The sequence below is a fragment of the Maritalea mobilis genome (assembly GCF_004363175.1).
Classification (GTDB): Bacteria; Pseudomonadota; Alphaproteobacteria; order Rhizobiales; family Devosiaceae; genus Maritalea; species Maritalea mobilis.
In genome coordinates, this window is the sequence record NZ_SNYR01000001.1 from 1,181,273 (window position 1) to 1,206,770 (window position 25,498).

Genomic DNA, 25,498 nt, shown 5'->3' on the forward strand with positions numbered 1-25,498 from the left:
ATCAGCCTCCCTGCATCGGGGCGAGAATTTCAAGCTGATCCCCCGCCTGCAACGCGGTCTCCTGTCGCTGCTCCCGCGCCACAAATTGACCATTTAACGCCGTGGCCAGCGCCTCGCCTTCATACAACAATTCGTCCAGCACCGCCGCAATATTGGACGCCTGGATCTCTGTCGCTTCGCCATTGACTAGGATGCGCATTGCAATTGCTCCTGCTCAAACTGATCGGCCAATTGCTGCGCCATTGCGGGCGCAAGCAAATAGCCATGTCGGTAAAATCCATTCAGATGATAGGTGTCGTCCCGCTTGATGATGCGCGGCAGATTGTCAGGAAAGGCCGGACGCAAACCAACGCCGGTTTCAATCACGCTCGCTTCCCCAAAGCCGGGATGTAGCGCAAAGGCCGCGCCCAACAATTCCAGAGCGGATCGTAGGCTGATCGCCCGCCATGAATCGCTTTCCACCATTGTCGCCCCAAGCATGTAAATGCCCTTGCCGCGCGGCACCAGATAGATAGGAATACGCGGATGCAACAGCCGCACCGTGCGGGTGATCGTAACGTCTGGGCACTCCAGCATCACCATTTCACCGCGCACCATGCGCAGTTCCGGCAAATCGACAGCACCACCGCGGCAATCAATATCCACGCGTTCGGGTGCAGGCTCGCCAAACCGCACCTCGCTGCCCAGTTCTTCAATTTGCTGCACCAAATCCTGCCGCGCCTGCCGCGGGTCCAAATGACACTCCTGATCAAAAAACAACGCCTTGGAAAACCGTCCCGCAAGGTCCGGTTCCAGATCCGCGATCCGATTGTCCCCCAGCTGCTCATATTGGTCGGTACGACTGGCAAACTGGCGTAGCTCGGCTCGATCCCGCGGCGGCGCCACCACCAATGTGCCGGTGCGCTGCACCTCGGTCACCTTGGCCCACCAATCGGCTGCCCCCGCGCCAAGTTGCACCACATCCTCCGGCGCACTTACCCGTTCGCACCAGGGGGCCAACATGCCCCCGGCCAAATGCGAGCTTTGATTGAGTTCAAGGCTTTCGCCCTGTTCAAAAACGGTCACCTGATGCCCGCGCCGCACCAATTCCAGCGCGACGCAAAGGCCGGCAACCCCGGCCCCGGCAATCGTGATCATTCGCCCGGCTCCTTGATCGGCATATAAAGATCGCCGCCTTCACGGAATTTCTCCGCCATGGCCTCCATACCCTCTTTCTGCGCCTCGGCGCGAATATCATGGCTGATCCGCATAGAGCAGAATTTCGGCCCGCACATGGAGCAGAAATGCGCCACCTTATGCGCCTCTTTCGGCAAGGTCTGATCGTGGAAGTCTCGCGCCGTGTCCGGGTCGAGCGACAGGTTGAACTGATCCTCCCAGCGGAACTCAAACCGCGCCCGGCTCAGCGCATCATCGCGCCGCTGCGCCCCGGGCAAGCCCTTGGCCAAATCCGCCGCATGCGCCGCGATCTTATAGGTGATCACCCCGGTTTTCACATCGTCCCGATTGGGCAGACCCAAATGTTCTTTCGGCGTCACATAGCAAAGCATGGCGCATCCAAACCAGCCGATCATCGCCGCTCCAATGCCAGAGGTGATATGATCATAGCCCGGCGCAATATCAGTGGTCAGTGGCCCAAGCGTATAGAACGGCGCCTCATGGCAACATTCCAACTGCTTGTCCATATTTTCCTTGATCTTGTGCATGGCCACATGGCCCGGCCCCTCAATCATCACCTGACAATCTTTCGCCCAGGCGATTTTGGTCAATTCGCCCAGCGTTTCCAGCTCAGCAAATTGCGCTTCGTCATTGGCGTCGGCAATCGAGCCGGGGCGAAGGCCATCACCCAATGAAAAGCTCACATCATAAGCGCGGCAAATGTCGCAAATTTCATCAAAATGCTCGTAAAGGAAGCTCTCTTTGTGATGATGCAGGCACCATTTTGCCATGATCGAGCCCCCGCGCGAGACGATGCCAGTAACCCTGTTCACCGTCATCGGCACCATATGCAAGCGCACGCCCGCATGGATGGTGAAATAATCCACGCCCTGCTCGGCCTGCTCGATCAAGGTGTCGCGGAACACTTCCCATGTCAGGTCTTCGGCAATGCCATTCACCTTCTCCAGCGCCTGATAAATGGGCACCGTACCGATCGGCACCGGCGAATTGCGGATAATCCATTCCCGCGTATTGTGAATATTGCGACCTGTGGAGAGGTCCATCACCGTATCCGCGCCCCAGCGGATCGCCCAGACCATCTTGTCGACTTCCTCTTCCATCGACGAGGTAACGGCAGAGGTGCCCATATTGGCGTTGATTTTCACCAGAAAATTGCGGCCAATAATCATCGGCTCACATTCCGGGTGGTTGATATTGGCCGGGATGATGGCGCGGCCCGCGGCCACTTCATCGCGCACAAATTCGGCCGTGACATAATCGGGAACATTGGCGCCCCAATCTTCGCCATCGCGCTCCTCTTTGATCGCTTCGCGCAACTGATTTTCACGTATAGCGATAAATTCCATTTCCGGCGTCACAATGCCCTGCCGTGCATAGGCAAGCTGGGTCACTGCCTTGCCATCCTTCGCCCGCAAAGGTTGCGGCTTCACGGGAAATTCAGGCGTTAGCCGATCCCCTTCCACAAAGCCATTGTCAGCCGGTTGAATGTCGCGGCCGTGATAGGTCTCCACATCGCCCCGCGCTTCAATCCATTTACGTCGCAATTGCGGCAGCCCGGCTTGAATATCAGCGGTGAAATTCGGATCAGTGTACGGCCCGGAACTGTCATAAACTGGTAAAGGCGGCTCCCCCGCTGTCGGGTGCACAGAGATTTCCCGCATGGGCACACGCACATCATCAAAATGCGCGCTTTCAACATATATTTTGCGAGACGCGGGTAGTTGGTCTTCGGTAATTTTGGGATTAGGCAAATCCATTTTGGCGCTCCTTAAGTTCTAAACTCAAAAAGACACCAGAAGAATTATGGCTGGAAACGAAGGGACTTATCCCCTCAACAAAAGAAAGACGACCCCTGTTCGGTGCCGCAAATTTTCGCTTCCTACGCCAGTATCAACTGGGTCAGGTTCAAAGGGTCGCGTCACCGAATATTGCTATTCTGTCAGCCTCTCAGTCCCCTAGGCGGGACCCCCCTGCAGTTCTTTTGGGGTAGCGCTGTTCTTAATTTCTGTCAAGCAGGTGCATTTTCTGCAGCGGATTCAAAACGCAAAATCGCACAGGCATCCACATTGCCAGTTGCCCGTTTCAACACTGGATAAACGCGCCCACATGCAGCGGCAAAACTGGCAGCAACGGCCGCCTCTTCGCCATAGCGTTGCACGATTTCATCCCGCAAATCCAAAATATCTGGTCCGCCAACAATAGCATTTTGGGCAAACAAAAACCCAAGGCCACAATCCGTATCGGTGCGGGCATTGCCCATGGCACACGCTTCCAGTTCCTTTGGGTTCACCCCCAATTCAATCGCCTGATCGACAATCAATTGCGCGCAGGAGCCGCAATCGCCATCCATGGTGGAGGCAAGCGCCGCCCCGGCCCAAATATCTTTTGCTTCTTTTGGGCCGCGATATTGGCTGAGCAATGGCAACAAACCCAGGCGCAGCCCGGCGCCATTTGATACGTCGATAATCTGGTGCATATAGCCGCCATCATAACCATATTGATCTTCAAATTTGCTGGTGCTGCCATGTAAAATGGATTTAAGCATGTTGAACTCTCCGAGTTGGATGTTTGAAAGCGAGAAACAGCGCGGCCCAGGCGGGTAGTTGAATGCCAAACAGATTGCTGAACGCAATCAGGTCGAACGGCACGCCGCGTTGAAACCAAATGAAAATATGAAAAATCGCATGTAAAACGGGCCAGAACGCCCCGCACACAATCGCGGTTTTATCTTGGCGATACAGGCCATACGCCATGGCCGCAGCGCTGGCGAAAAACACCAAGCCGAGATCCATTACAAAATGCATATTGAACGGCCCCATTTCTTTCACGCCGGGGGTGATTTGATACCAAGTCATTGGGCTTAAAAACATCCAGACCGCGAGCATCAAAAACCAGCCCACCAGCACCCATTGGATAATACGTGTCATCTTTATCTCCTGCATTTTGAAGACCAGACGAAACAGCACTTGGAAATGTGACCAAGATCGGTCACATTTTTTAAAGCCCAACTGTCTAGTCAGTAGCAAAGGAGGGCCAAATGCAGGACCGAGACAGAACGACAATTTTTGAACAAGAGCGCAAACGCTTGTTTGCTTTGGCCTATCGTATGCTTGGTTCCGTAGCTGATGCGGAAGATATGGTGCAGGATAGTTTTGTGCGTTGGTCCAATGCCGATCTCAAAACAATCGACAATCCGCAGGCTTTCCTCACGACAATTGTCACGCGCCTATCGCTAGACCATCTCCGGTCGGCCAAAACCAAACGCACCAGCTATGTCGGCTCATGGTTGCCTGAACCGCTACTTACCGAAAGTGTCGAGTCGCCCGATGATATTGCGCAAAAAGCTGACGATATTTCGTTCGCCCTGATGGCCACATTAGAAAAACTCACTGCTTCCGAACGCGCAGCTTTTCTGTTGCATGATGTGTTTGATTTGCCATTTGATCAAATTGCCAAAACGTTGGACCGTACAGAAGCCTCATGTCGCAAATTGGCGTCACGTGCCCGTCAAAAAGTGCGCACGGATGGCAGCGAAACCCTGCCCATGCCCACAAATGAGCCTCTGGTCACGTCATTCCTGAACACGTTGCAAACGGGCGACTTGGACAGCTTTGTCAATTTCATCGCTGAAGATGCGATTTTGGTCACCGATGGCGGCGGCATCAAATCAGCAACCCTGCGCCCTATTTATGGCCGCGAAAAAATCTCTCGCTTTTTTATCGGCGTGGCCAACAAATTCGGCCGCCCCGGCCCGGATGACATTAAGCTGATCCAGCTAAATGGCGCACCCAGCCTCCTGATCCGCGATGAAGATGGAGCCTTGCAGGCCTGGTCATTCACTTGGACATCAGACGGTAAAATCGCAGAATTTTACATGCTGCGAAATCCTGAAAAGCTTAGCCATCTGGCTTTTGACTAAACGTCAATTGCGACCTTTCCCCGCTGCGTCAGAACGCGCTGCGGCAACATAGCGGCTTGCGGCATGTCGCTTATCCACCTACGCTGATGCCATCCTTGCAAAACATAGAGGTGCACCATGTTTGGCGGCTTCTCGGCAGAAATCTTGGCGCGTATACAATTCGCGTTCACCGTTTCTTTTCACATCATCTTTCCAGCCTTTTCCATTGGCCTCGCTTCCTATTTGGCGGTGCTCAACGCCATCTGGCTAAAAACCGGACAAAAGGAATATTTGCAGCTTTTCGACTATTGGAAAAAAATCTTCGCTGTGGCGTTTGGCATGGGCGTGGTGTCCGGCATTGTGATGTCCTATCAATTCGGCACCAATTGGTCGGTATTTTCTGATCGCGCTGGCCCGGTGATCGGGCCGCTTATGGCTTATGAAGTGCTCTCTGCCTTCTTCTTAGAAGCTGGCTTTTTGGGCATCATGCTGTTTGGCCGCGAACGGGTGGGCAATGGCTTGCATATGTTTGCCACGGCCATGGTCGCCTTCGGCACGCTCATGTCCGCCACGTGGATTTTATCAGTCAATTCTTGGATGCAAACGCCTGCTGGATATTCCGTCAACGAGGTGGGCCAATTTGTGCCAGAAAATTGGTGGGAGATTGTGTTCAACCCTTCCTTCCCATACCGCTTGGTTCATATGGTGCTGGCTGCCTATCTCACCACCGCTTTGGTGGTTGGTGCTGCGGGCGCATGGCATCTGCTGCGCAAAAAGGAAAATCTAGCGACACGCCGCATGTTCTCCATGGCCATGTGGATGCTGGTGGCCGTCACCCCATTGCAAATTTTGGCTGGCGACGAACATGGCCTGAACACGCTTGAGCATCAGCCACAAAAGGTGATGGCTATGGAAGGCCATTATGACAGCCACGAACATGGCGCACCCTTGATCTTGTTTGGCATTCCCAACCCAGATGAAAAGCGCATCGATTACGCCATAGAAATCCCGAAACTTTCCAGCTTGATCCTCAAACGCGATCTTAATGCGCCACTGCCCGGGCTGGACACCATTCCCGATGAAGATGAGCCGCCTGTTGCCATCGTTTTCTGGAGCTTTAGGGTGATGGTGGGGCTAGGCTTTGCCATGTTGGGTTTGGGCTTTTGGGCCTTGCTGCAACGCAAGCGCCGCAAACTTTACACAGATCCATGGCTGCACCGCGCGGCCCTGCTGATGGGCCCAATGGGTTTTATGGCGGTGCTTGCGGGGTGGATTACCACCGAAGTTGGCCGCCAACCCTTCACCGTCTATGGCCTGATGCGCACGTCGGAAAGCCTCGCACCCGTTTCAGCACCTGCTGTTGGCACATCCTTACTGATTTTCATTGTGGTCTATTTCTTTGTGTTCGGCGCAGGCACATTCTATTTGCTGCGGCTGATGGGCAAACGCCCCGGTGAAGAGCCACATGAACTTGAAAAAGGCCCACTGCGCGCCGCGGGCACCACGCCCGGGCCAGAGCAGAAAGACAATTTCAAAGCCCCGATAGAGGAGGCATAACATGTTTGATCTTGCATTTATCTGGGCAGGCATCATCGCTTTTGCCGTGCTGGTTTATGTGGTGCTAGATGGCTTTGACCTCGGCATCGGCATCCTTTTTCCGTTCGGCAAATCAGAAAAAGACCAAGATGTGATGATGAATTCCATCGCCCCCGTGTGGGATGGCAATGAAACATGGTTGGTGCTTGGCGGTGGCGGCCTGTTCGCCGTGTTCCCCCTCGCCTATGCGGTGGTTATGCCCGCACTATATGTGCCCATCATCCTTATGCTTATCGCCTTGATTTTCCGTGGCGTTGCATTTGAATATCGCTGGCGCACCAAACGCTGGAAAAAGGTTTGGGACGCAGCCTTCTTTGGTGGCTCCCTCATTGCCACCTTTATGCAAGGCATTGCGCTCGGCGCATTGGTGCAAGGCATTGAAATAGAAAACCGCGCCTATGCTGGCGGCTGGTGGGATTGGCTGACACCATTCTCAATCCTCACTGGCTTTGCTTTGATCGCCGGCTATGCCTTGTTGGGAGCAACCTTTCTCATCCTGAAAACCGAGCATGAGTTGCAGGCACAAATGCGCAATTATGCGTGGAAATTGGGCATCGCCACACTGGGCTTTATTGGCGTGGTAAGCTTGCTCACCCCGCTCCAAGACAGTGTTTACTTCGAGCGCTGGTTCAACTTCCCGGGCAGCCTCTACACTATATTTGTGCCCGCGCTGGTGGCACTTGCTGCCTTTATGCTGTTCAGCGGCCTCAAAGCGAAAAAGGACGCGACGCCATTCCTGTCATCGCTTGCCCTGTTCGTGCTCAGCTTTGTCGGCCTTGGCATATCCTTTTATCCACACATGGTGCCGCCCAGCCTCACCATTTGGCAAGCCGCCGCACCTGAAAGCAGCCTGTGGTTTACGCTGGTTGGCACCATTGTGCTGATCCCACTGATCTTAGGATACACCGCCTATGCCTATTGGGTTTTCCGCGGCAAAACTGATCCTGATGCGGGCTATCACTAATGGCAGAAAAATCACTGATCAAACGCTTGGGTTGGTTTGCGCTGCTTTGGTTCGCCAGCGTCCTCGCGCTCGGCCTTGTGGCGTACATCATTCGCCTGTTCATCACCTAAACAAAAAGGCCGTGCCAACATATCGTCGGCACGGCCTTTGATTTTTATCGTTCGAAGCTACCTAGGCAGCAAAGCCTGCATCCAACTCGCGCTCAGAAACGGTGCGGTCTGTTTTGAATACGTCAACAATGCGGTCCAACTCGCTCGCTTGCGCTTCGGTCTGCTCAATCGCTGCGTTTGTTTCTTCCACCAAAGCCGCGTTGTGCTGGGTCATGGTATCCATGTCACGCACTGCGATATTCACTTCTTCAATGGCAGAGGCTTGTTCTTTGCTGTCTTGGGCAATCCCCTCAATCAGCACATCATTTTCCTTCACCGCGTCCAACATATGCTGCAACCGTTCAGAGGCAGAAGCGACCAAAGCAGAACCATTCTCAACTTCCGTTGCGCTTTGCTCAATCAGCATTTTCACTTCGTTTGAAGCTTCTGCAGCACTTTGTGCCAAACGCCGCACTTCAATCGCCACAACAGCAAAGCCTTTGCCCGCTTCACCCGCACGCGCGGCTTCAACAGAGGCATTCAACGCCAGCAGATTGGTTTGGAAGGCGATATCGTCAATCATGCCGATAATGTTAGAAATCTTGCCAGAGGACGCTTTGATCTGTTCCATAGCGCCATTGGCTTGGGTCATCACATCACCGCCCGCTTGCGCTTCTTCCCGCACGTGACGAGACTTGGCAGAGGCTTCGCTCGCGCGGCGTGAATTGTCCACCACAGTACTGGCCAATTGTTCAATCGCGGCTGACGTCTCTTCAATGGTTGCGGCCTGCTTTGTGGTGCGCTCGCTCAAATCGTTCGCACCCGCCAAAATCTCACCAGTTGCTTGCTTCACACCGCGTGAAGTGGTGCGCAAGCGATCAACAATTTCGCTCAACTTGTCAGCCACCGCGTTGGTATCTGTTTTCAACTTGTCGAATGCGCCCTGATAGTGGCCATTCACCCGCTTGGACAAATCGGTTTGTGCCAATGCAGCCAGCACTTCGCCAGTCTCATCCAAACCACGATCTACAGTTTCCACCAGTGAATTCACCGCATCGCCCAATTGCTGCAAATCTTCTTGGTCGTAATGCCCTTCGATCCGCTGCGAAAAGTCACCCGCAACCGCGGCTGATACAACACGACGAACTTCCCCCTGCAACGCATTGCGCACTTCTTGCTCACTACGCTCGCGCGCGCGTGTTTTCTCTTTTTCCTCGTCCAAATGGCGCATTTCCAACCCGTTAGACCGGAATGTCTCCAACGCACGGGCCATCAAGCCCAATTCGTTAGACTGTGGCGCGTCACTCAAATCCACATCAAATTCGCCTTTAGCCAAACGCTCCATGTTCAACGACATGTTTGAAATGGTCCGGGTAAGCCAATTGCCGGTTGCAAACGCCAAAAGCGCACCAAGGAGTGTGGCAAGCCCGCCCACTGCCAAAACAATAGTTGTCGCATTCTGCGCAGTTGCCTGCGCAACAGGGCCAAGTGCATCTTGGTTTTCGCGCACAACGCCGGTCAATTGATCATAGCTTGTGGCCAGCGTATCGGCATAAGCCTGCATATCTTGTGTCGCCAACTCATTGATGGACATCGCAAAGTCACGGCTTTGCGCCATCAACTCACGATATTCAGCAAGGCTTTTTGAAACCGCAGTCAACTCAGCTTCCAACCGACCAGAACGATCTGTTTTGATCAATTTATCAAACAATTGAGAAGTTGCAGTGGCTTGCGTTTCAAACGCTGTAAAAGTTGTCTCATCAAAAGTTTGGAAATATTGATAGCCCAACATTTGTAACTGGCTAGACTGGTTTGCCGCTTGCCCAACAGATGCTGCAGTGGCTGGCGTAAACACCAAATTTGTCTTTTCCAGCAACGCGGCTGTTGTGTTCGACAGATTGTCTTTTGCTGCCGCTAGCTGCGCCATAATCTCGGCACGCTGCTCTTCCAAAATGATGATAGTGTCAAACGTATCGCGCAGATTTGCCCCAGCTTCCTCAATGGTTCTGATTTCTTCCATCGCGGCCGGAAAATCCGCAAATTTAACCACACCATCTGGGTCATTCGTGGCCACATCATCAATCCAAACGCGCGCCTCTTGTGCTTGCGCAGTGGTTGGTGCAGCGGAATATTTTTGGATGGAAAGCACCATCTGATGATAGTCAGCAACATAGTCGCTAATTTCACCTGCTTGCGAAATAGTATGTTGATAGCGTTCAGAAACACTCGAGAGCGTTTGCAGCCCGAGATAAGCGGCCACACTCACCACCACCAGAAACACCACCATGGCGCCAAAGCCACCGATGATGCGGGCTCTAATTCCCAAATTCGCAAACATGTTATGATACCTTTAGAGACAAAAATAATGTAACCAATATCGTGCCAACTGGTTAAGGATGCTTAAAAAATAGGCAGCCCCATCAAAATAATTTTACTAACTTCTTGAGTTTGAATTTCGTTAAATAACAAATTGAAATAATTAGCATTTTTTCGAAAAGAGCAAAGCGCTTTATTTGCCAAAATCCTTCAAAATCAAGCCTTTGGCCTACTTCTCCGCCTCAGCGATCAAGCCCCGCACCCATTTGTTGCAAAGCCAGGTGGCAGGCACCGCAAATGGAACGGCGAACAACATGGCTTGATAAGGCGATAGCACCGACAAGCCGACAATTTGCCACCCTAAACTCAGCATAAACAAATTGATCGCAACGGCGCCCCAAACGAATGGGTAAAGCACAAATGCAAGCGGATCGATTTTTGAAATTTGGCCATCCATAGAGATCTCCTTTTCCCCAACATAGCGAACGCCAATTGCTGGTTCTTTGCGCAGACGCAAAGAAGAGATCGAGTGAATCGCTAATTTGCCTCCATCTGCACGTTTCTAAAAGGAGGTAAGCATGCGGGAAGTTCTCACGAAGAACGCAGCACGCAATATTTTTTATGGCGGATCGCTGTTCTTCATCCTGATATTTGTGGGTCTTTCTGCCCACTCTCATTGGTATATCCAAAATGTTTCAACTGACCATGCAGGGCTGAACGAAAGCGTGGCCAAAGGTAAACGCATTTGGGAAGTTAAAGCCTGCATCAACTGCCACTCGATTTTGGGCGAAGGCGCTTACTTTGCGCCAGAGCTTGGCAATGTGATGCGGCGCTGGGGTGTACAGGAAGATCCTGAAACCGCCTTTGAAGTGTTCAAAGGTTGGATGGAAGCTCAACCCACAGGCATCGAAGGCCGTCGCCAAATGCCGCAATTCAATTTGACCGATGAAGAATTAAAGCACCTGACAGACTTTCTACTCTGGACAGGCACAATCGACACCCAGGGCTGGCCGCCCAACGATGCCGGTTAGAAAGGGCTGAACAATGAAATTTGAAACTCAAAAAATCGCATTTGCGTATTTCACCTTCGCGCTGATCCTATTCGCCGTGCAGGTGACGGGCGGTCTGCTGGCGGGTTTGGTTTATGTCATTCCCAATTTCCTGTCGGACATTTTGCCCTTCAACATCATCCGCATGCTGCACACCAACAGTTTGATTGTGTGGCTCATCACCAGCTTCTTCGGCGCCGCCTATTTCCTCGTGCCGGAAGAAGCTGAACGTGAAATCCATTCGCCGCTTCTGGCCTATATTCAATTGGCCATTTTGGTGCTGGGCACTGTCGGCGTGGTCATCACCTATGTGTTCAATATTTTTGAAGGCAACTGGCTGCTCGGCAAAGATGGCCGCGAATTCCTAGAGCAACCCGGCTGGGTGAAACTGGGCATCGTCGCTGCCGCGCTGATCTTTTTGTACAACATCTCAATGACCGTACTGAAGGGCCGCAAAACAGCCATCTCAAACATCTTGATCGTGGGCCTCTGGGGCTTGGCATTGCTGTTCCTCTTCGCCTTCGTCAATCCAGAAAACTTGGCGTTGGATAAGCAATATTGGTGGTATGTCGTGCACCTTTGGGTAGAAGGCGTTTGGGAATTGATCATGGCGTCAATCCTCGCCTATCTGATGCTGAAGCTCACCGGCGTTGACCGGGAGATCGTGGAAAAATGGCTTTATGTCATTGTCGCCACAGCTTTGTTCTCCGGCATTTTGGGCACTGGTCACCACTATTATTGGATCGGCACCCCCGGCTATTGGCAGTGGATCGGCTCTATCTTCTCTTCACTCGAAGTGGTTCCTTTCTTCGGCATGATGGCTTTTGCCTTTGTCATGGTATGGAAAGGTCGTCGTGACCACCCAAACAAGGCCGCATTGCTCTGGTCATTGGGTTGTGCCACCCTCGCCTTCTTCGGCGCGGGCGTGTGGGGCTTCCTGCACACTCTGCACGGGGTGAACTATTACACCCACGGCACCCAAATCACCGCGGCGCACGGTCACTTGGCCTTCTTCGGCGCATATGTAGCGCTCAGCTTGGCGATCATGACCTACGCAATGCCAATCCTGCGCAACCGTGATCCTTACAATCAGGTGCTCAACATGGCCTCTTTCTGGCTCATGTCTGGCGGCATGGTGTTCATGACTTTCGTGCTTACTTTTGCTGGCACTGTGCAAACCCACCTTCAACGGGTGCGCGGTGAAGACTATATGAGCGTGCAGGACGATCTGACCCTGTTCATGTGGATGCGTTTCGGCGCTGGCGTTGCTGTGGTGCTTGGCGTGTTGCTGTTCCTCTACGCGATCTTTGTTCCGAAAAAGGAAATCATCCAACCGGGCAAGCAAGTCGCTGATGCAACAGCACCTGCGGAGTAATCGCCATGGATAGAACATTCGAAAACACAAATGGAAAGGACGGGGTGCAAACCCCGTTCTACCTGCCACAAGCAGACGAATGCGCTCTGTTTGAAGCCGCCTATGCCAACAACCTGCCCTTACTTTTAAAGGGACCAACAGGCTGCGGCAAAACCCGTTTCGTGTCCCACATGGCCGCAAAGCTAGGCAAAAAGCTCTACACCGTCGCCTGCCATGACGATCTGTCGGCAGCCGATCTGATCGGACGCTATTTGCTCAAAGGCGGCGAAACTGTGTGGGTGGACGGTCCTCTCACCCGCGCCGTGCGGGAAGGTGCAATCTGCTATCTCGACGAGGTGGTAGAAGCCCGTAAAGACGTGACCGTGGTGCTACACCCGCTCACCGATGATCGGCGCATTCTGCCCATCGATCGCACGGGCGAGGAATTGGAAGCAACGCCCGGCTTTATGCTCGTGGCGTCGTACAACCCGGGCTATCAGAACATTCTGAAAACCCTCAAGCCCTCCACCCGACAGCGCTTTCTCGCGATGGAATTTGGCTTCCCTGCCTTTGACCAAGAAGTGCAGATCGTGATGCGCGAAAGTGGCTTAAGCCAATCACGCACCGAACTGCTGGTGCGGCTGGCAGGCAAATTGCGGGCGTTGAAAGGTCAGGATTTGGAAGAAGGCATTTCCACCCGCCTGATCGTTTATGCCGCCACCATGATCGAAAAAGGCATGCCTGTGGAACGGGCCGTGCAATCAGCCATGATTGAGCCTTTGACCGACGATGATGACGTGAAACTAGGCCTTAATGACCTCGTGACCGCCGTGATTGGATAAGATGATGAACAAGACCTTTGATCCCCGCCATATTGAACCTTGGGAACCAGAAGAAACCATCGGTAAAATCTGGCATGATTTCGCCGCACAAGCCGCCGCGCCTGTTCAATTTGAAGAGGCTACGGTGGAGTTGGGCGAACTGTCCAAACGCTTGGCTGTGTTCTTTCGGGGTTTGGGCGGGCATCATAGTGTCGACATCCGTCCGGTTGCTGCCGAAATAAGCCATCAACGCTTGTCCTTTCGGCAAAAACTTGGGCACGAGCAATTAGCCGTTGCCCGTGCCTCCTTTGATGGGGAAGTGCTGCGTCTGCCTGAAAAACTGGCGCTCTTCCCCGATCAAAATGCAAATGCCGCGCTCTATGTCTGGTTGACCGCAAGCGCGGCCTTTGCCGAAGCTTTTGAACCACAAGATGACCCACTGATTGCCGACCTGATGGCGATCAAACGTGCAGGCGAAATCACCCAGCAAGTTATAGAAGAGTGCCCGGGTTTAACTGGGCTAAAAACAGAACTTGCAACCATGAGCCTCTATCTTCGCCCCAACCACAAATTGCCGCGCTTTGAAGCAGCGGTGGAAGAACTAATCCAACAAGCGCTAGGCGATAAATCGCCTCTTGGTGTGCAAGCCCAGTTACTGCAAAACCATATCCAATCTGGCGACTTTGATGGGCTTATTGCCCCCAATAATTATTGCCCTTTTGCGCCAGTACCCATGTGGTGCGAAAACCGCGACCTGCTGTTCAGCGCCCCATCTGACGTTGCCACCATGGACGCAGAGCGCACCAAAGAAGTGAACAAGAAAGGCCTGTTCCGCGCCCGGCGGCGCAAATCAGATCAAGCCGAGCGTAAGGACAGCCTGATCCTGCATAAGTTTGAGGCCATTCTGTCTTGGGCAGAATTTATGAACCTCAATCGCCGCATTGACGATGACGACAATGACGACGCGAAAAAGGCAGCTGACGATCAGGAGGAAATAGGCCTCGGCCAGATTTCCAAAGCCCCCGCCACAAGGCTGAAACTGCATTTGGATTTGGCCCCCGAGGATGTGGACCGCGAACGCCTTGCAGGCAAAGTGCTGTATCCCGAGTGGGACACCCGCACCAACGCCTATTTGCCAGACCATTGTCAGGTTTTCGAATGCAAAGGCGAGATCAAAGACGACATTCCCTCTTTCCGCGCCGATGCCCAATCCGCCCGCCGCATTAATGCGGTAAAGCGCCAGTTTGAAGCCCTGCGCCCCGGGCGGGTGATCATCCCCGCTCAACGCGATGGCGAAGAGTTGGATATGGACGCCGCCGTGCGTGCCCAAGCCGACCTGCGTGCCTGTGGCGAAAGCAACGACAATATCTGGCGTCAATCGCGTCCTGAAGCGCGCGATCTTGCTGTCTCCATCTTGTTGGACGTGTCTCGCTCCACTGAGAGTGCCGTGGGAAACCGCTCGGTAATCGAAGTCGAGCGCGAAGCACTCGCTGCACTCGCATGGGGGTTAGACGCCTGTGGCGATAATTTCGCGATCAACGCCTTTTCATCGCTTAAGCGAGATCGGGTCTACATCACCAAGTGCAAAGATTTTCATGAGAAAATGTCCACTCAGGTCGAGCAAAAAATCGGTTCCCTCAATCCCGGTTTTTATACGCGCTTAGGTGCCGCCATTCGCCACACATCGCAGGATTTGGCCAATCAAGCCAGCAACAAGCGCCTGCTGCTGGTGATCACCGATGGCAAGCCTAACGATCTTGACCATTATGAAGGCCGACACGGCATTGAAGATACGCGTATGGCCATCAATGAAGCCCGCCGTTTGGGCCACGCCGTTTATGGCATCACCATCGATGCAAAAGGCCAAAGTTGGTTTGCCCGTATGTTCGGACCCGGTCGTTTTTCAATTATTCCACAGCCTGAAAAACTCACCCAAGCACTACCGCAAATCTATCGGCAATTGGTGATTGGCTAAGTATTTACGGGGCTTTTTGCCCCCTTCAATTGAGTACGATCTAAAACGATTTCAATTTTTTCCATCCAGTCAAATGTGACAAAATTGATAATTTCTTGACAGCATGCAACAAACTGAATGAATATCTTCAAACTGTCACAAAAGTGCTAAGGTAGTTGAATAGGTGTCACACCATCGCTCAACCTCGGCGCGATAATAATAAGGGCGCACGCAATTGGGGGAACCGGTCCGCGTTGTGCTTAATTCAAGTGGAGAGAAATCATGAAAAAGATTCTGACATCAGGCATCGCACTGCTCGCTGCAGGCGTTATGGGCGCAACTTCTGCCCAAGCGGAAACATTGCGCTTGTTGACATGGGGCGGCTACGCACCTGAAAACGTAATCGAAATGTTTGAAAAAGAAACCGGCCACACCGTTGAAGTGACCAAATCAAACAACGAAGAAATGGTTGCTAAACTGCGCGCCACAAATGGCGGCGGCTTCGATTTGGCACAGCCAAGCCAAGACCGTATTGCAGGCGCACAGGCAGAATTTGACATCTATAAGCCAATCGATTTGTCAAAAATCGACGAGAGCTTGTTTATCCCTTCAATGCTGGAAGCCACCAAAGGCAACACAACTTACAACGGCGAAGTTTACGGCGTGCCACACGTTTGGGGCACATCTGGCTTGGTGGTAAACACTGCTGAAGCTGGCGACGTGAAAGACTATCTTGACCTTTGCGACGCATCCGTTGCAGGCAAAGTGTCTTACCGCTTGAAGCGCCCAACATTGATCGGCTTTGCCTTCTCAATGGGCCTTGATCCATTCGCAGCTTACAATGACGAAGAAGCCTACAAAGACATCTTGTCTAAAGTTGAAGCCAAGCTCATCGAATGTAAGCCAAATGTGAAAACATATTGGGATGGCGGCGACGAAATCAAAAACTTGCTCCGCTCAGGCGAAGTTGTTGCGTCAATGGCTTGGGATACAGGCGGCTGGTCTTTGAATGAAGACAATGCAGACATCACATTCGTGGCGCCAGAAGCCGGTGCTTTGGGCTGGATCGATACATTCGTATTGCCTAAGCGTGGCCGCGCTGATGAAGCTGCCTATGCTTGGATCAACTTCGTGATGCAGCCTGAAATCGCAGCGATGATCACAACATCTGCGGGTAACTTCACAGCGTCTCAAGGCGGCGACGCTGGCGTAGACGAAGCTTTGAAAGCACGTTACCAAGCCAGCTTCCCACAAGAAGCAATCGACAACATCAAGTGGTACCCAACAGTACCAGCGAACCTCGAAACACTCGAAGGCGCTGTACTTGATCGCGTAAAAGCAGCAAACTAAGCTTTGCTTGCACTTCAATTGTAAAGAGAGAGGCGCGTTATTCGCGCCTCTTTTGCATATCGCCGGAGCCTTTAATGAGCCAGCCAACTGCCTCAGCAGCAACCCCATCTTCAGCCGCCGCGTTCGATTTGGAATGTCGCGACATCACCAAAAATTTCGACCAATTTACCGCCGTCAATAATGTCAGTTTTAATGTGCCCACCGGCACATTCTTCTCCATTTTGGGGCCATCAGGTTGCGGCAAAACCACCCTTTTGCGCATGATTGCCGGGTTTCAAACCCCAACCAGCGGCGACTTGTTGATCAAAGGCAAATCCATGATCGGCGTACCACCAAACAAGCGCCCCGTGTCCATGGTGTTCCAACATCTGGCGCTGTTCCCCATGATGGACATTGCAGCCAATGTCGGCTTCGGCTTGCGCCAACGCGGCGTGCCGCGTGAAGATATTGCCAAGCGGGTAGAAACCGTTTTGGAACGTGTGGGCCTTCCCGGTGTTGGCTCACGTCACATCAACCAGCTTTCCGGCGGCCAGAAACAGCGCGTGGCGATTGCCCGCTGTATGGTGTTAGAACCTGATGTACTGCTGCTCGACGAACCGCTCGGCGCGCTAGATCTCAAGCTACGCGAGCACATGAAAATTGAGCTGAAAAAGCTCCAGTCAGAATTTGGCACCACCTTTGTGTACATCACCCACGACCAATCAGAAGCACTGGTGATGAGTGATCAAATCGCGGTAATGAACCATGGTCAGTTCGAGCAAGTGGGTGCCGCGCGTGAACTTTATCACGAACCTAAAACCGCCTTTGTGGCGGGATTTGTTGGCGAGGCAAACAGCTTCACCGCAAAGGTCGAAGCCATCAATGGCGACGCTGCCACGCTTGTCAGCCCAGAAGGCCTACAGATCAAAGGCCAAGACGCCTCAGGCAATTTGAAACAAGGCGATCAAGCCAAAGTATTTGTGCGTCCTGAATCGATCCGCTTGGCAACACAAGCCAACGAGCTCGACAACGTTGAAAACCTCAATCAGGGCATCATTGAAAATATCCTGTTCAACGGCGCCAACAGCCACATTTTGCTGCGGGAGGAAAAATCTGGCGGCGAGTTAAATGTCGCCATTCCACAAACGGGCCAGTTCCGCGACCTCGCAAAAGGCGACAAGGTCTATATTGGCTGGGAAGCGGCGCAAACACGCTGCTACCAGACGGAGGGTTAAGCGATGAACAGCGCCCAATCTCGTCTTAGCTTGTTGCTGCTGTTCACCCCCTTTGTGCTGTGGTTGGCCCTGCTGATTATCATTCCGCACATTTTCATGTTGCTGGTTTCCATCAGCGTCAAAACAGGCGTGCGCGAATATGTGACCGGACTTGGCAACTATATGGTATTCTTCACCGAGCCACTCTATTGGAACACCTTCACCCGCACCGCCTTCATGTCCATTTCAGCAACATTGCTGACGCTACTCATCGGCTTTCCCGTTGCCTATTACATCGCCAAACTCACCCGTGGCCGCACCAAAACAACTTTGTTTCTAATGTGCTTGATCCCGTTCTGGGTAAGCGAGCTGGTGCGTACCTTTGGGTGGATGATCTTGCTGCGCGAAACAGGCGTCTTTTCCTCTGCTCTGCAATATTTCGGCATCGTTTCTGAACCGATTGAGTTTTTGTATAATGATGCTGCGATCATGATCGGCCTGGTCTACACCTCCATGTTGTTCATGGTAGTGCCACTGGTCACCACGTTGGACAGCTTAGACGACAGCCTGATTGAAGCCGGATATGACCTAGGCGGCAACGGCATCACTGTGTTGCGCGAGATCATTATCCCCCATGCAATGCCCGGCATCGTTTCCGGCTGTATCGTGGTATTTATGCTTTCGCTCGGCAACTATCTCACCCCAATCCTTTTAGGCGGCAAAGATAGTTTGTGGTTCACGGGCCTAATTTATGATCAATTCATCACGCGGTTTAACTGGGAATTGGGCTCAGCCTTTGGCTTCTTGCTCTTGATCCTATCATCAACAATCGTGTGGGCGGGCCTAAAGCTTTCTGGCCAATCCCTCACCAACACAGTGGGGCGGTAAAATGATCAGAACGCTTCCCCAATCAAACACCTTCAAATGGACCTACCGTGCCTATGTAACGCTATTTTTCGTCTATCTCGCCCTGCCCCTCACGGTGGTGTGCCTGATGGCGTTCAACGATAGCGTTTTCCCTTCCCTTCCCTGGGAAGGGTTCACTTGGGACTGGTTCTTTGGTGATGAGGCACCCTATATCGGCGTTTTCAACGACCGCTCGATTTTGCGCTCAATCGGCACCTCAATGTTTGTAGCCTTCTGGGTCTCTCTGCTCTCCATTGCGGTGGGCACCACGAACGCCTTTTTGTTTGTGCGGCACGATTTCAAATTCAAAGAATTCTTCTATATTTTGATGCTGCTGCCCTTGATCATTCCGGGCATAATCTTGGGCATTTCGATTTTGGTGTTCTCCAACGCGGTGGCCAACAATTTGGAAAATGCCACAGGCATGTGGTTCGACGGGCTGCGTCCCGGCTTACCACTCGTGATCCTCGGCCAATTCAGCTTTATCGCAACTTTTGCGACGCTGGTGATTTCGGCAAGGCTCGAAAAATTCGACCGTTCATTGGAAGAAGCAGCCCTTAATCTGGGCGCAACGCGCATGGGCGCGATCCGCCAGATTACACTGCCCTTCTTGTTCCCCGCCATCGCAGGCGCAGCAGTCGTGGCCATTCTGATGAGCTTCGAAAACTTCAACACCACTTTGATGCTGGTCGGCTCAGACGCACCACTCACCATCAACATGTTCGACCGCCTCAAGCTGGGTTCAACCCCAGTACTCAACGCGGTTTCCTTGCTATTGATTGTGGTTTCTGCGCTGCTCGGCCTCGCAAGCCTACTCTTTCAAGGGCGCGAGAAGTCAAACTAGCCAAACATAAAAAGGCTGGCCCATCGGCCAGCCTTTTTTGTTCTATTTGATTTTTTCGACATCCTTTTCAGCATTCGCAATTTCCGCTTCATGCCCTGCGATAGCCTTGTTGAGTTCAGCACGTTTCGCTTTGTCTTTATCTGTATCGCCAGTTACGCCTTTCAGTTCGCGGCGTAATTTTCTCAGCTTGGCCTTGATGTTCGCTTTCACGATTTTCCACGCCTTGGTGTGATCACCCTTCGCCATAGCTCCATTCAGCTGATCAACTTCTCGCTCAATTGCCTTCTTGCGTTCTTTCGCTGCCTCAACGGCATAGCTCGCATCAGTTACATCTCTATGGTCTGGATCGTTTGGATGATTTTTCTTTGCCTCTTTCAAATGCAATTCCGCATTTTTAACTTCGCGCTCAGCGCGATCAAGCCGACCTTGCAATTCCCTTTGCTTGAAAAACACTTCTATCGCGAAATGAGAGCGCACATCGCCCCAATTTTCTGGCCATTTCGCCCATTTGATTTCAAAGAAAACGCCAAATGTGATCGCAGATGGCATGCCCTGCACCACTGAAAGCGCCGACGAAATATCCATGATGAATGGATGGCGCGCTTCGTCAAATGCAACGCTGAAGAATTTAGGATGCGCGGCGCGCACCTCTTCAATTTGCGTCATCGACCAAATCGCACCATCTTCTTCTCGCACGGCAAGAAGTTTCTCAGCTGTCGCCATTGCATTTTTCTTTTCCTGCAAGCCAAGCTGGCAAACTAAGTCATGTGCGCTATCCACATCATTGATGAGTGCCAACAAGTAATCAACCTGCCGTTCCGAGTATGATTTTTGCATTTTATCCTCCCTAAAAACGGGGGAATGATGCCACGTGCCGGAGAATTTGCCAAAGATCACAAAAAAGGCCGACCACAAAGTGGCCGGCCAAGTCGTCGTCTACAGGGAACGACTGAGGGTCAGAAGCAAGATTTCAACAAATCCAGCGTATTCTCATAAGTCATCTCAATTGGGTTGCCGCCCGTGCTCGGATCTTGCAAAGCCGACTTGGTCAGCTTGTCCAAATCAGGATTTTCAACACCCAATTCAGTGAGATTTTTCGGGATACCCAACTCGGCGTTCAGTTCACCAACATAGGCATAAAACCCGTCAAACCCGCCTGAAATACCTAGGTAATTTGCGGCCATTTCCAAACGATCTTCCACCGCTGGGCGGTTAAATTGCAGCACAGGCTGCATCACAACCGCATTGGTGGTGCCGTGGTGAGTGTTGTGCACCGCGCCAATCGGGTGCGACAGCGCATGGATAGCGCCCAAGCCTTTCTGGAACGCCGTTGAGCCCATCGCCGCAGCAGACATCATGTGCGCCCGCGCTTCAATGTCAGACCCGTCCTTATAGGCTTTGGGCAAATTCTCTTTCACCAACCGCATACCTTCAAGCGCAATGCCTTGGCTCATCGGATGATAATGCGGCGAACAGAATGCCTCCAAACAATGCGCAAACGCATCCATGCCCGTGCCCGCCGTGATAAATGGCGGCATCCCAACGCTGAGTTCAGGATCGCAAATCACCACACTCGGTAGAATTTTCGGGTGGAAGATGATCTTTTTTTCGTGCGTCACCGAATTGGTGATGATCGACGCGCGACCAACTTCAGACCCTGTGCCCGCTGTTGTTGGTACCGCCACAATCGGCGCAATCGCATCGGCATCGGCGCGTGTCCACCAGTCGCCAATATCTTCAAAATCCCAGATCGGGCGCGTTTGGCCCGCCATAAAGGCAATTACTTTGCCCAAATCCAGCGCAGAACCGCCACCAAAGGCAATCACGCCATCATGTCCGCCCTCCCGATATTGCTTGATGCCTGCCTCGGCATTCAGCTCATTCGGGTTCGGATCAACCTCTGAAAACATAGCGCGGCCCAGACCTGCCTGTTCCAACAGGTCGAGGGTTTTGGTGGTGATGTCCAAATTGGCCAAACCCTTATCACTCACCAGCAAAGGCTTTTTGATCCCTGCCGCTGCACATGCATCGGCGATTTCAACAATACGTCCAGCACCAAACCGGATAGGTGTTGGATAATTCCAATTGCCAACTAGTTTCATTCTTTAGGCTTTCTTCAAATGATAAGATTTCGGACGGGTTAGATTGTGATAGCCAATCTCAGAAAGGCCACCGCCGCGTCCCGTATTTTTGCAACCTGTCCAGCACAAAGCCGGGTCCAGATAGTCGGCTCGGTTCATAAACACAGTGCCTGTTTCAATCTGATCGCCAATGCGTTTGGCGCGATCAATATCTTTGGTCCACAACGAGGCCGTAAGACCAAACTCGCTGTCATTCATCAGCTTGATGGCTTCGTCATCATTCTTGACCTTCATGATGCCCACAACAGGCCCAAAGCTCTCATCGCGCATCACGCGCATAGAATGGTCCACATTCACCAGAATTTGTGGCATCAAATATGCACCGCCATCGTCCTCAGGGAACAGGGCCGGATCAATCAGTGGCTTCGCACCAGCTGCAATGGCTTCACTGGTTTGCGCCCGCACTTCATCCGCAAAGCGAACATTGGCCATTGGCCCAATGGTTGTTTCGCTATCTAGCGGATTGCCCAATTTGTAGCTGGACACCAACTTCACAGACTTTTCGACAAACTCGTCAAACAAGCTTTCAGCCACATAAATCCGTTCAATGCCGCAACAGCACTGGCCAGAATTGAACATGGCGCCATCGATCAACGTGGCAACAGCTGCGTCCACATCCGCGTCTTCCATCACATAGCCAGGGTCTTTGCCGCCCAGCTCAGTGCCCACGCCCGTGAACGTGCCTGCCGCCGCTTTTTCCATCGCTTGGCCGCCGCCAACGGAACCTGTGAAATTCACAAAGCCGAAGGAGCCCGCCGCAATCAATGCAGAAGTGGTGTCATGGTCCAAAAAGACATTCTGGAACACCTCTTCCGGCACGCCAGCTGCATGGAACGCTTCAGCCAAACGCTCGCCCACCAGCAGGGTTTGAGAGGCGTGTTTCAGCATCACGCTGTTACCTGCGATTAAAGCAGGTGCCACCGTGTTGATGGCTGTCATATAGGGATAGTTCCACGGCGCCACGACCAGCACCACCCCGTGCGGGATGCGCTCAATATAGCGCACAAACTGATCGCTCTCTTCAATCTCAATCGGTGCCAATGCTTTTTCGGCGATATTCGCCATATGCAGGCCACGCTCTTCAAAGCCACCAAATTCACCGCCAAAGCGCACCGGACGGCCCATTTGCCACGCCAGTTCTTCTACGATCTGGTCATTCATCTCGCCTACTTTGGCAATGCCCGCGCGCACCAGTGCAATGCGCTCGTCCAATGGGCGCTTGGCCCAAGCCTTTTGCGCCGCTGCCGCCTTGGCCACAGCCGCTTTCGCATCACTTTCGCTCAGCACCGGACGTTCGGCATAAACCGACCCGTCAATCGGGGAGATACATGTCACTTTATTGGTCATATATTACGCTCTTTCAAACCCACGGGCGATTTCATAATCCGTCACCACCCGATCAAACTCTTCCTGTTCCCATTCTGCGGCACGCACATAATGGTCAACCACCGCATCACCAAACGCCGCGCGCAACATGTCAGACTTGTCCAACGTCACCATTGCCGCCCGCAAGGTCTGCGGAATTTCATCAGCCTTTTGCGCCTCATACACATCACCAGATGTCTGCGACGCCAGCTCCATTTTCTCTTCAATGCCCTTAATGCCGGCAGCCAACTGTGCCGCCACGGCCAGATAAGGGTTCAAATCCGATCCGCCGATGCGACATTCTACCCGGATGGCCTTGGTGCCATCGCCGCACAAGCGGAAACCCGCCGTGCGATTATCGACAGACCACACAGTTTTGGTCGGGGCAAAGGTGCCCTTCTGGAACCGCTTATAGCTGTTGATATAGGGCGCTAGAAAATAGGTATACTCGGGCGCATATTTGATCAGCCCTGCCATATAATTGCGCATCAGCTCAGACATGCTCAAATCCGCGTCTGGATCATAAAAGGCATTGCTGCCATCTTTCCAAAGCGATTGGTGCACGTGAGACGAGCTGCCTACTCGGTCATGATGCCATTTGGGCAAAAAGCTCACAGCCCGCCCCTGCTGCCAGCCAATCTCCTTGGCCGCATGTTTGGCGACGGTATGATCATCGGCACAATCCAGCGCCGCGCCATAGCGAATGTTCAATTCCTCCTGCCCCGCTTCAGCCTCCCCTTTTGAGTTTTCAATTGGGATTCCCGCCGCATAGAGATGGTTGCGCAAGGGGCGCATCACCGACTCTTCTTTGGTGGTTTGCAGGATATGATAATCTTCATTATAGCCGCTGATCGGCTCTAGATCACTGAAGCCAGATTTGCGCACCTCATCAAAGCTCTTTTCAAAAATAAAGAACTCCAACTCGGTCGCGGTCATGGCTTCAAAGCCCAATTCTTTTAACCGGGCGATCTGCTTTTTCAGAACCGCACGCGGCGAATGGGGAATTTCTTCATGGGTGTGATGGTCCAGCACATCGCACAACACCATCGCTGTGCCCTCTAGCCAAGGCACGAGGCGCAAGGTGGTCATATCCGGCTGCATCACATAATCGCCATAACCAGATTGCCAGCTGGTGGCGGCATAGCCTTCCACCGTGTGCATTTCTAAATCGGTTGCCAAAAGATAGTTGCAGCAATGGGTTTCTTCCCATGCGCTTTCCACAAAATGAACCGCATGAAATCGCTTACCCATCAGCCGCCCCTGCATGTCGGGCAGCGCTGCGATAACGGTGTCCACCTCACCGTTTTTGACCAGTTCTTTCAGTCTTTCAAATGATAAATTACCCGGCATATTTCTGGTCCGTCATCCCTCAAATTGGCAATATGTCCCGGAGCAGCAAGATGCACACCCCGGGACCAGTTGTATTAGCTGTTGTAGCGATACGGACGACCAGCTTTTTGCATGTCCGCATTGTACTTTTTGAAGATTTCAACCACGCGTGCTTTGGTCTCAGATTCAGCAGCAATCTCATCCCAGAACGTTAGCGCGGCCTTTTCAACCTGATCCCATTCCTGATCAGGAATAGAGGTTAGTTGCATCTTCGTGCCATTTACCCGAAGTGAGGCTTCGCCACCCCAATACCACCATTGACGATAATAGTGAGAGCTGTCCATGGTAATTTTAAGCAGCTCTTTCAGGTGATCAGGAAGCTCTTGATAACGATCCATATTGGCAAAGAATGACCCCGCCCAAGCACCAGAAATATTGTTGGTGAGGAAGTAGTTGGTCACATCGGCCCAGCCCACAGTGTAGTCTTCTGTGATGCCTGACCAGGCAACACCATCCAACTCACCCGTCTGCACAGCAACCTCAATATCTTCCCAAGGCAATGTCACCGGCACCACACCGAACTGGCTCAAGAAACGGCCCGCTGTTGGGAAGGTAAAGACGCGTTTGCCTTTCAAATCTTCCAAGCTGCGGATCGGGTCTTTCGTGGCGAAGTGGCATGGGTCCCATGCGCCTGCTGAAAGGTGCTTCACGCCAACTTTTGAATATTCTTCATCCCAAATTTCGTTCAAACCATATTGGTTGAACAGCACGGGCACATCCAAAGAATAGCGGCTGGCAAACGGGAAGTAGCCGCCGAACACAGTCACTTCTGTTGGTGAAGCCATGGAGTCATCGTCAGACTGCACCGCATCAATTGTGCCTTTTTGCATAGCGCGGAACAATTCGCCTGTGGGCACCAGCTGGTCAGCGAAGAACAATTCGATTTCCATCTCGTCGCCAGCAATTTTGTTAAAGCTGTCGATGGCAGGTTTAATCACATGCTCAGCCAAAGCCGGGCCAGCATATGTTTGCATCCGCCAGCGGATCTTGTTTTGCGCAATGGCCGGGGTGGCCAATGCAGCCGCTGGTGCCATGGCGGCACCGGCAAGAAACTTACGTCTGTTGGTCATTTCCTTCTCCTTGTTTGAAGCGT

At 52.5% G+C, this 25,498-nt stretch carries 24 protein-coding genes and 1 riboswitch; of the genes, 12 read left to right on the forward strand and 12 right to left on the reverse strand.

Annotated features, from left to right (window positions below; genetic code table 11):
* Position 1: 1 nt before the first annotated feature.
* The 5 genes from thiS to ATL17_RS05710 form a co-directional block, all read right to left on the reverse strand.
* Positions 2-199: a sulfur carrier protein ThiS gene (gene thiS / locus ATL17_RS05690; protein ID WP_133571788.1), complete on the reverse strand. Its 198-nt coding sequence runs from the start codon at positions 197-199 to the stop codon at positions 2-4.
* Positions 187-1,137 (reverse strand): FAD-dependent oxidoreductase, encoded by a 951-nt coding sequence (locus ATL17_RS05695; protein WP_133571789.1) that lies wholly within the window; start codon positions 1,135-1,137, stop codon positions 187-189. Before ATL17_RS05695 ends, thiS begins: the two co-directional genes overlap by 13 nt.
* Positions 1,134-2,933, reverse strand: a complete 1,800-nt coding sequence (gene thiC / locus ATL17_RS05700) for a phosphomethylpyrimidine synthase ThiC (protein WP_133571790.1) — start codon at positions 2,931-2,933, stop codon at positions 1,134-1,136. The genes ATL17_RS05695 and thiC overlap by 4 nt, the downstream gene beginning before the upstream one ends.
* 102 nt (positions 2,934-3,035) lie before the next feature.
* Positions 3,036-3,158: riboswitch (TPP riboswitch) on the reverse strand.
* A gap of 26 nt (positions 3,159-3,184) precedes the next feature.
* Positions 3,185-3,721, reverse strand: coding sequence for a hypothetical protein (locus ATL17_RS05705; protein WP_208111119.1), 537 nt, complete (start codon positions 3,719-3,721; stop codon positions 3,185-3,187).
* Positions 3,714-4,103 carry a hypothetical protein gene (locus ATL17_RS05710; protein ID WP_133571791.1) on the reverse strand — a complete coding sequence of 130 codons (390 nt, stop codon included), beginning with the start codon at positions 4,101-4,103 and terminating at the stop codon, positions 3,714-3,716. The genes ATL17_RS05705 and ATL17_RS05710 overlap by 8 nt, the downstream gene beginning before the upstream one ends.
* 110 nt (positions 4,104-4,213) lie before the next feature.
* On the opposite strand from ATL17_RS05710, the gene ATL17_RS05715 reads away from it, so the two are divergent.
* From ATL17_RS05715 to ATL17_RS05730, 4 genes are all read left to right on the forward strand, one after another.
* Complete coding sequence (locus ATL17_RS05715; RefSeq protein WP_133571792.1) at positions 4,214-5,095, forward strand: sigma-70 family RNA polymerase sigma factor; 882 nt, start codon at positions 4,214-4,216, stop codon at positions 5,093-5,095.
* A gap of 117 nt (positions 5,096-5,212) precedes the next feature.
* Positions 5,213-6,631, forward strand: coding sequence for a cytochrome ubiquinol oxidase subunit I (locus ATL17_RS05720; RefSeq protein WP_133571793.1), 1,419 nt, complete (start codon positions 5,213-5,215; stop codon positions 6,629-6,631).
* 1 nt (position 6,632) lies between these two features.
* Positions 6,633-7,634, forward strand: a complete 1,002-nt coding sequence (gene cydB / locus ATL17_RS05725; protein WP_133571794.1) for a cytochrome d ubiquinol oxidase subunit II — start codon at positions 6,633-6,635, stop codon at positions 7,632-7,634.
* A complete protein-coding gene (locus ATL17_RS05730) occupies positions 7,634-7,744 on the forward strand; it encodes a DUF2474 domain-containing protein (RefSeq protein ID WP_133571795.1) in 111 nt (36 codons plus the stop codon). Before cydB ends, ATL17_RS05730 begins: the two co-directional genes overlap by 1 nt.
* A 61-nt stretch (positions 7,745-7,805) precedes the next feature.
* On the opposite strand, the gene ATL17_RS05735 is transcribed toward ATL17_RS05730, so the two are convergent.
* Both ATL17_RS05735 and ATL17_RS05740 read right to left on the reverse strand, forming a co-directional pair.
* Positions 7,806-10,061, reverse strand: a complete 2,256-nt coding sequence (locus ATL17_RS05735; RefSeq protein WP_246028631.1) for a methyl-accepting chemotaxis protein — start codon at positions 10,059-10,061, stop codon at positions 7,806-7,808.
* Positions 10,062-10,268: 207 nt separating this feature from the next.
* A complete protein-coding gene (locus ATL17_RS05740) occupies positions 10,269-10,496 on the reverse strand; it encodes a hypothetical protein (RefSeq protein ID WP_133571796.1) in 228 nt (75 codons plus the stop codon).
* A gap of 121 nt (positions 10,497-10,617) precedes the next feature.
* Here ATL17_RS05740 and ATL17_RS05745 point away from each other — a divergent pair, with 121 nt between their 5' ends.
* The 8 genes from ATL17_RS05745 (at position 10,618) to ATL17_RS05780 (ending at position 19,510) form a co-directional block, all read left to right on the forward strand.
* On the forward strand, positions 10,618-11,070 hold the full coding sequence (locus ATL17_RS05745; protein WP_133571797.1) for a c-type cytochrome: 453 nt from the start codon (positions 10,618-10,620) through the stop codon (positions 11,068-11,070).
* Between the two features lie 13 nt (positions 11,071-11,083).
* Complete coding sequence (locus ATL17_RS05750; protein ID WP_133571798.1) at positions 11,084-12,463, forward strand: cbb3-type cytochrome c oxidase subunit I; 1,380 nt, start codon at positions 11,084-11,086, stop codon at positions 12,461-12,463.
* A 5-nt stretch (positions 12,464-12,468) separates the two neighbouring features.
* Positions 12,469-13,284 carry a CbbQ/NirQ/NorQ/GpvN family protein gene (locus ATL17_RS05755; RefSeq protein ID WP_133571799.1) on the forward strand — a complete coding sequence of 272 codons (816 nt, stop codon included), beginning with the start codon at positions 12,469-12,471 and terminating at the stop codon, positions 13,282-13,284.
* A 1-nt stretch (position 13,285) separates the two neighbouring features.
* Positions 13,286-15,238 carry a nitric oxide reductase activation protein NorD gene (locus tag ATL17_RS05760; protein ID WP_246028632.1) on the forward strand — a complete coding sequence of 651 codons (1,953 nt, stop codon included), beginning with the start codon at positions 13,286-13,288 and terminating at the stop codon, positions 15,236-15,238.
* A 261-nt stretch (positions 15,239-15,499) separates the two neighbouring features.
* Entirely contained in the window at positions 15,500-16,567 is a 1,068-nt protein-coding gene (locus tag ATL17_RS05765; protein WP_133571800.1) for an extracellular solute-binding protein, read from the forward strand.
* A gap of 74 nt (positions 16,568-16,641) precedes the next feature.
* Positions 16,642-17,781, forward strand: coding sequence for an ABC transporter ATP-binding protein (locus tag ATL17_RS05770; RefSeq protein ID WP_133571801.1), 1,140 nt, complete (start codon positions 16,642-16,644; stop codon positions 17,779-17,781).
* 3 nt (positions 17,782-17,784) lie between these two features.
* Positions 17,785-18,648: an ABC transporter permease gene (locus ATL17_RS05775; protein WP_133571802.1), complete on the forward strand. Its 864-nt coding sequence runs from the start codon at positions 17,785-17,787 to the stop codon at positions 18,646-18,648.
* Position 18,649: 1 nt separating this feature from the next.
* Positions 18,650-19,510 carry an ABC transporter permease gene (locus ATL17_RS05780; RefSeq protein ID WP_133571803.1) on the forward strand — a complete coding sequence of 287 codons (861 nt, stop codon included), beginning with the start codon at positions 18,650-18,652 and terminating at the stop codon, positions 19,508-19,510.
* Positions 19,511-19,552: 42 nt separating this feature from the next.
* Here ATL17_RS05780 and ATL17_RS05785 read toward each other — a convergent pair whose 3' ends face one another.
* From ATL17_RS05785 to ATL17_RS05805, 5 genes are all read right to left on the reverse strand, one after another.
* Positions 19,553-20,347 carry a hypothetical protein gene (locus ATL17_RS05785; RefSeq protein ID WP_133571804.1) on the reverse strand — a complete coding sequence of 265 codons (795 nt, stop codon included), beginning with the start codon at positions 20,345-20,347 and terminating at the stop codon, positions 19,553-19,555.
* 119 nt (positions 20,348-20,466) lie between these two features.
* Positions 20,467-21,612, reverse strand: a complete 1,146-nt coding sequence (locus ATL17_RS05790) for an iron-containing alcohol dehydrogenase (RefSeq protein ID WP_133571805.1) — start codon at positions 21,610-21,612, stop codon at positions 20,467-20,469.
* Positions 21,613-21,615: 3 nt separating this feature from the next.
* Entirely contained in the window at positions 21,616-22,998 is a 1,383-nt protein-coding gene (locus tag ATL17_RS05795) for an aldehyde dehydrogenase family protein (protein WP_133571806.1), read from the reverse strand.
* 3 nt (positions 22,999-23,001) lie between these two features.
* Positions 23,002-24,366, reverse strand: coding sequence for a glutamine synthetase family protein (locus ATL17_RS05800; RefSeq protein WP_133571807.1), 1,365 nt, complete (start codon positions 24,364-24,366; stop codon positions 23,002-23,004).
* Between the two features lie 74 nt (positions 24,367-24,440).
* Positions 24,441-25,475 carry a TRAP transporter substrate-binding protein gene (locus ATL17_RS05805; RefSeq protein ID WP_133571808.1) on the reverse strand — a complete coding sequence of 345 codons (1,035 nt, stop codon included), beginning with the start codon at positions 25,473-25,475 and terminating at the stop codon, positions 24,441-24,443.
* Between the last annotated feature and the right edge of the window lie 23 nt (positions 25,476-25,498).

Bases quoted from the DNA above. Each gene is read 5' to 3' on its own strand.
- thiS (WP_133571788.1), bottom strand. From the start codon at position 199: ATGCGCATCCTAGTCAATGGCGAAGCGACAGAGATCCAGGCGTCCAAT.
- ATL17_RS05695 (WP_133571789.1), bottom strand. From the start codon at position 1,137: ATGATCACGATTGCCGGGGCCGGGGTTGCCGGCCTTTGCGTCGCGCTG.
- thiC (WP_133571790.1), bottom strand. From the start codon at position 2,933: ATGGATTTGCCTAATCCCAAAATTACCGAAGACCAACTACCCGCGTCT.
- ATL17_RS05705 (WP_208111119.1), bottom strand. From the start codon at position 3,721: ATGCTTAAATCCATTTTACATGGCAGCACCAGCAAATTTGAAGATCAA.
- ATL17_RS05710 (WP_133571791.1), bottom strand. From the start codon at position 4,103: ATGACACGTATTATCCAATGGGTGCTGGTGGGCTGGTTTTTGATGCTC.
- ATL17_RS05715 (WP_133571792.1), top strand. From the start codon at position 4,214: ATGCAGGACCGAGACAGAACGACAATTTTTGAACAAGAGCGCAAACGC.
- ATL17_RS05720 (WP_133571793.1), top strand. From the start codon at position 5,213: ATGTTTGGCGGCTTCTCGGCAGAAATCTTGGCGCGTATACAATTCGCG.
- cydB (WP_133571794.1), top strand. From the start codon at position 6,633: ATGTTTGATCTTGCATTTATCTGGGCAGGCATCATCGCTTTTGCCGTG.
- ATL17_RS05730 (WP_133571795.1), top strand. From the start codon at position 7,634: ATGGCAGAAAAATCACTGATCAAACGCTTGGGTTGGTTTGCGCTGCTT.
- ATL17_RS05735 (WP_246028631.1), bottom strand. From the start codon at position 10,061: ATGTTTGCGAATTTGGGAATTAGAGCCCGCATCATCGGTGGCTTTGGC.
- ATL17_RS05740 (WP_133571796.1), bottom strand. From the start codon at position 10,496: ATGGATGGCCAAATTTCAAAAATCGATCCGCTTGCATTTGTGCTTTAC.
- ATL17_RS05745 (WP_133571797.1), top strand. From the start codon at position 10,618: ATGCGGGAAGTTCTCACGAAGAACGCAGCACGCAATATTTTTTATGGC.
- ATL17_RS05750 (WP_133571798.1), top strand. From the start codon at position 11,084: ATGAAATTTGAAACTCAAAAAATCGCATTTGCGTATTTCACCTTCGCG.
- ATL17_RS05755 (WP_133571799.1), top strand. From the start codon at position 12,469: ATGGATAGAACATTCGAAAACACAAATGGAAAGGACGGGGTGCAAACC.
- ATL17_RS05760 (WP_246028632.1), top strand. From the start codon at position 13,286: ATGATGAACAAGACCTTTGATCCCCGCCATATTGAACCTTGGGAACCA.
- ATL17_RS05765 (WP_133571800.1), top strand. From the start codon at position 15,500: ATGAAAAAGATTCTGACATCAGGCATCGCACTGCTCGCTGCAGGCGTT.
- ATL17_RS05770 (WP_133571801.1), top strand. From the start codon at position 16,642: ATGAGCCAGCCAACTGCCTCAGCAGCAACCCCATCTTCAGCCGCCGCG.
- ATL17_RS05775 (WP_133571802.1), top strand. From the start codon at position 17,785: ATGAACAGCGCCCAATCTCGTCTTAGCTTGTTGCTGCTGTTCACCCCC.
- ATL17_RS05780 (WP_133571803.1), top strand. From the start codon at position 18,650: ATGATCAGAACGCTTCCCCAATCAAACACCTTCAAATGGACCTACCGT.
- ATL17_RS05785 (WP_133571804.1), bottom strand. From the start codon at position 20,347: ATGCAAAAATCATACTCGGAACGGCAGGTTGATTACTTGTTGGCACTC.
- ATL17_RS05790 (WP_133571805.1), bottom strand. From the start codon at position 21,612: ATGAAACTAGTTGGCAATTGGAATTATCCAACACCTATCCGGTTTGGT.
- ATL17_RS05795 (WP_133571806.1), bottom strand. From the start codon at position 22,998: ATGACCAATAAAGTGACATGTATCTCCCCGATTGACGGGTCGGTTTAT.
- ATL17_RS05800 (WP_133571807.1), bottom strand. From the start codon at position 24,366: ATGCCGGGTAATTTATCATTTGAAAGACTGAAAGAACTGGTCAAAAAC.
- ATL17_RS05805 (WP_133571808.1), bottom strand. From the start codon at position 25,475: ATGACCAACAGACGTAAGTTTCTTGCCGGTGCCGCCATGGCACCAGCG.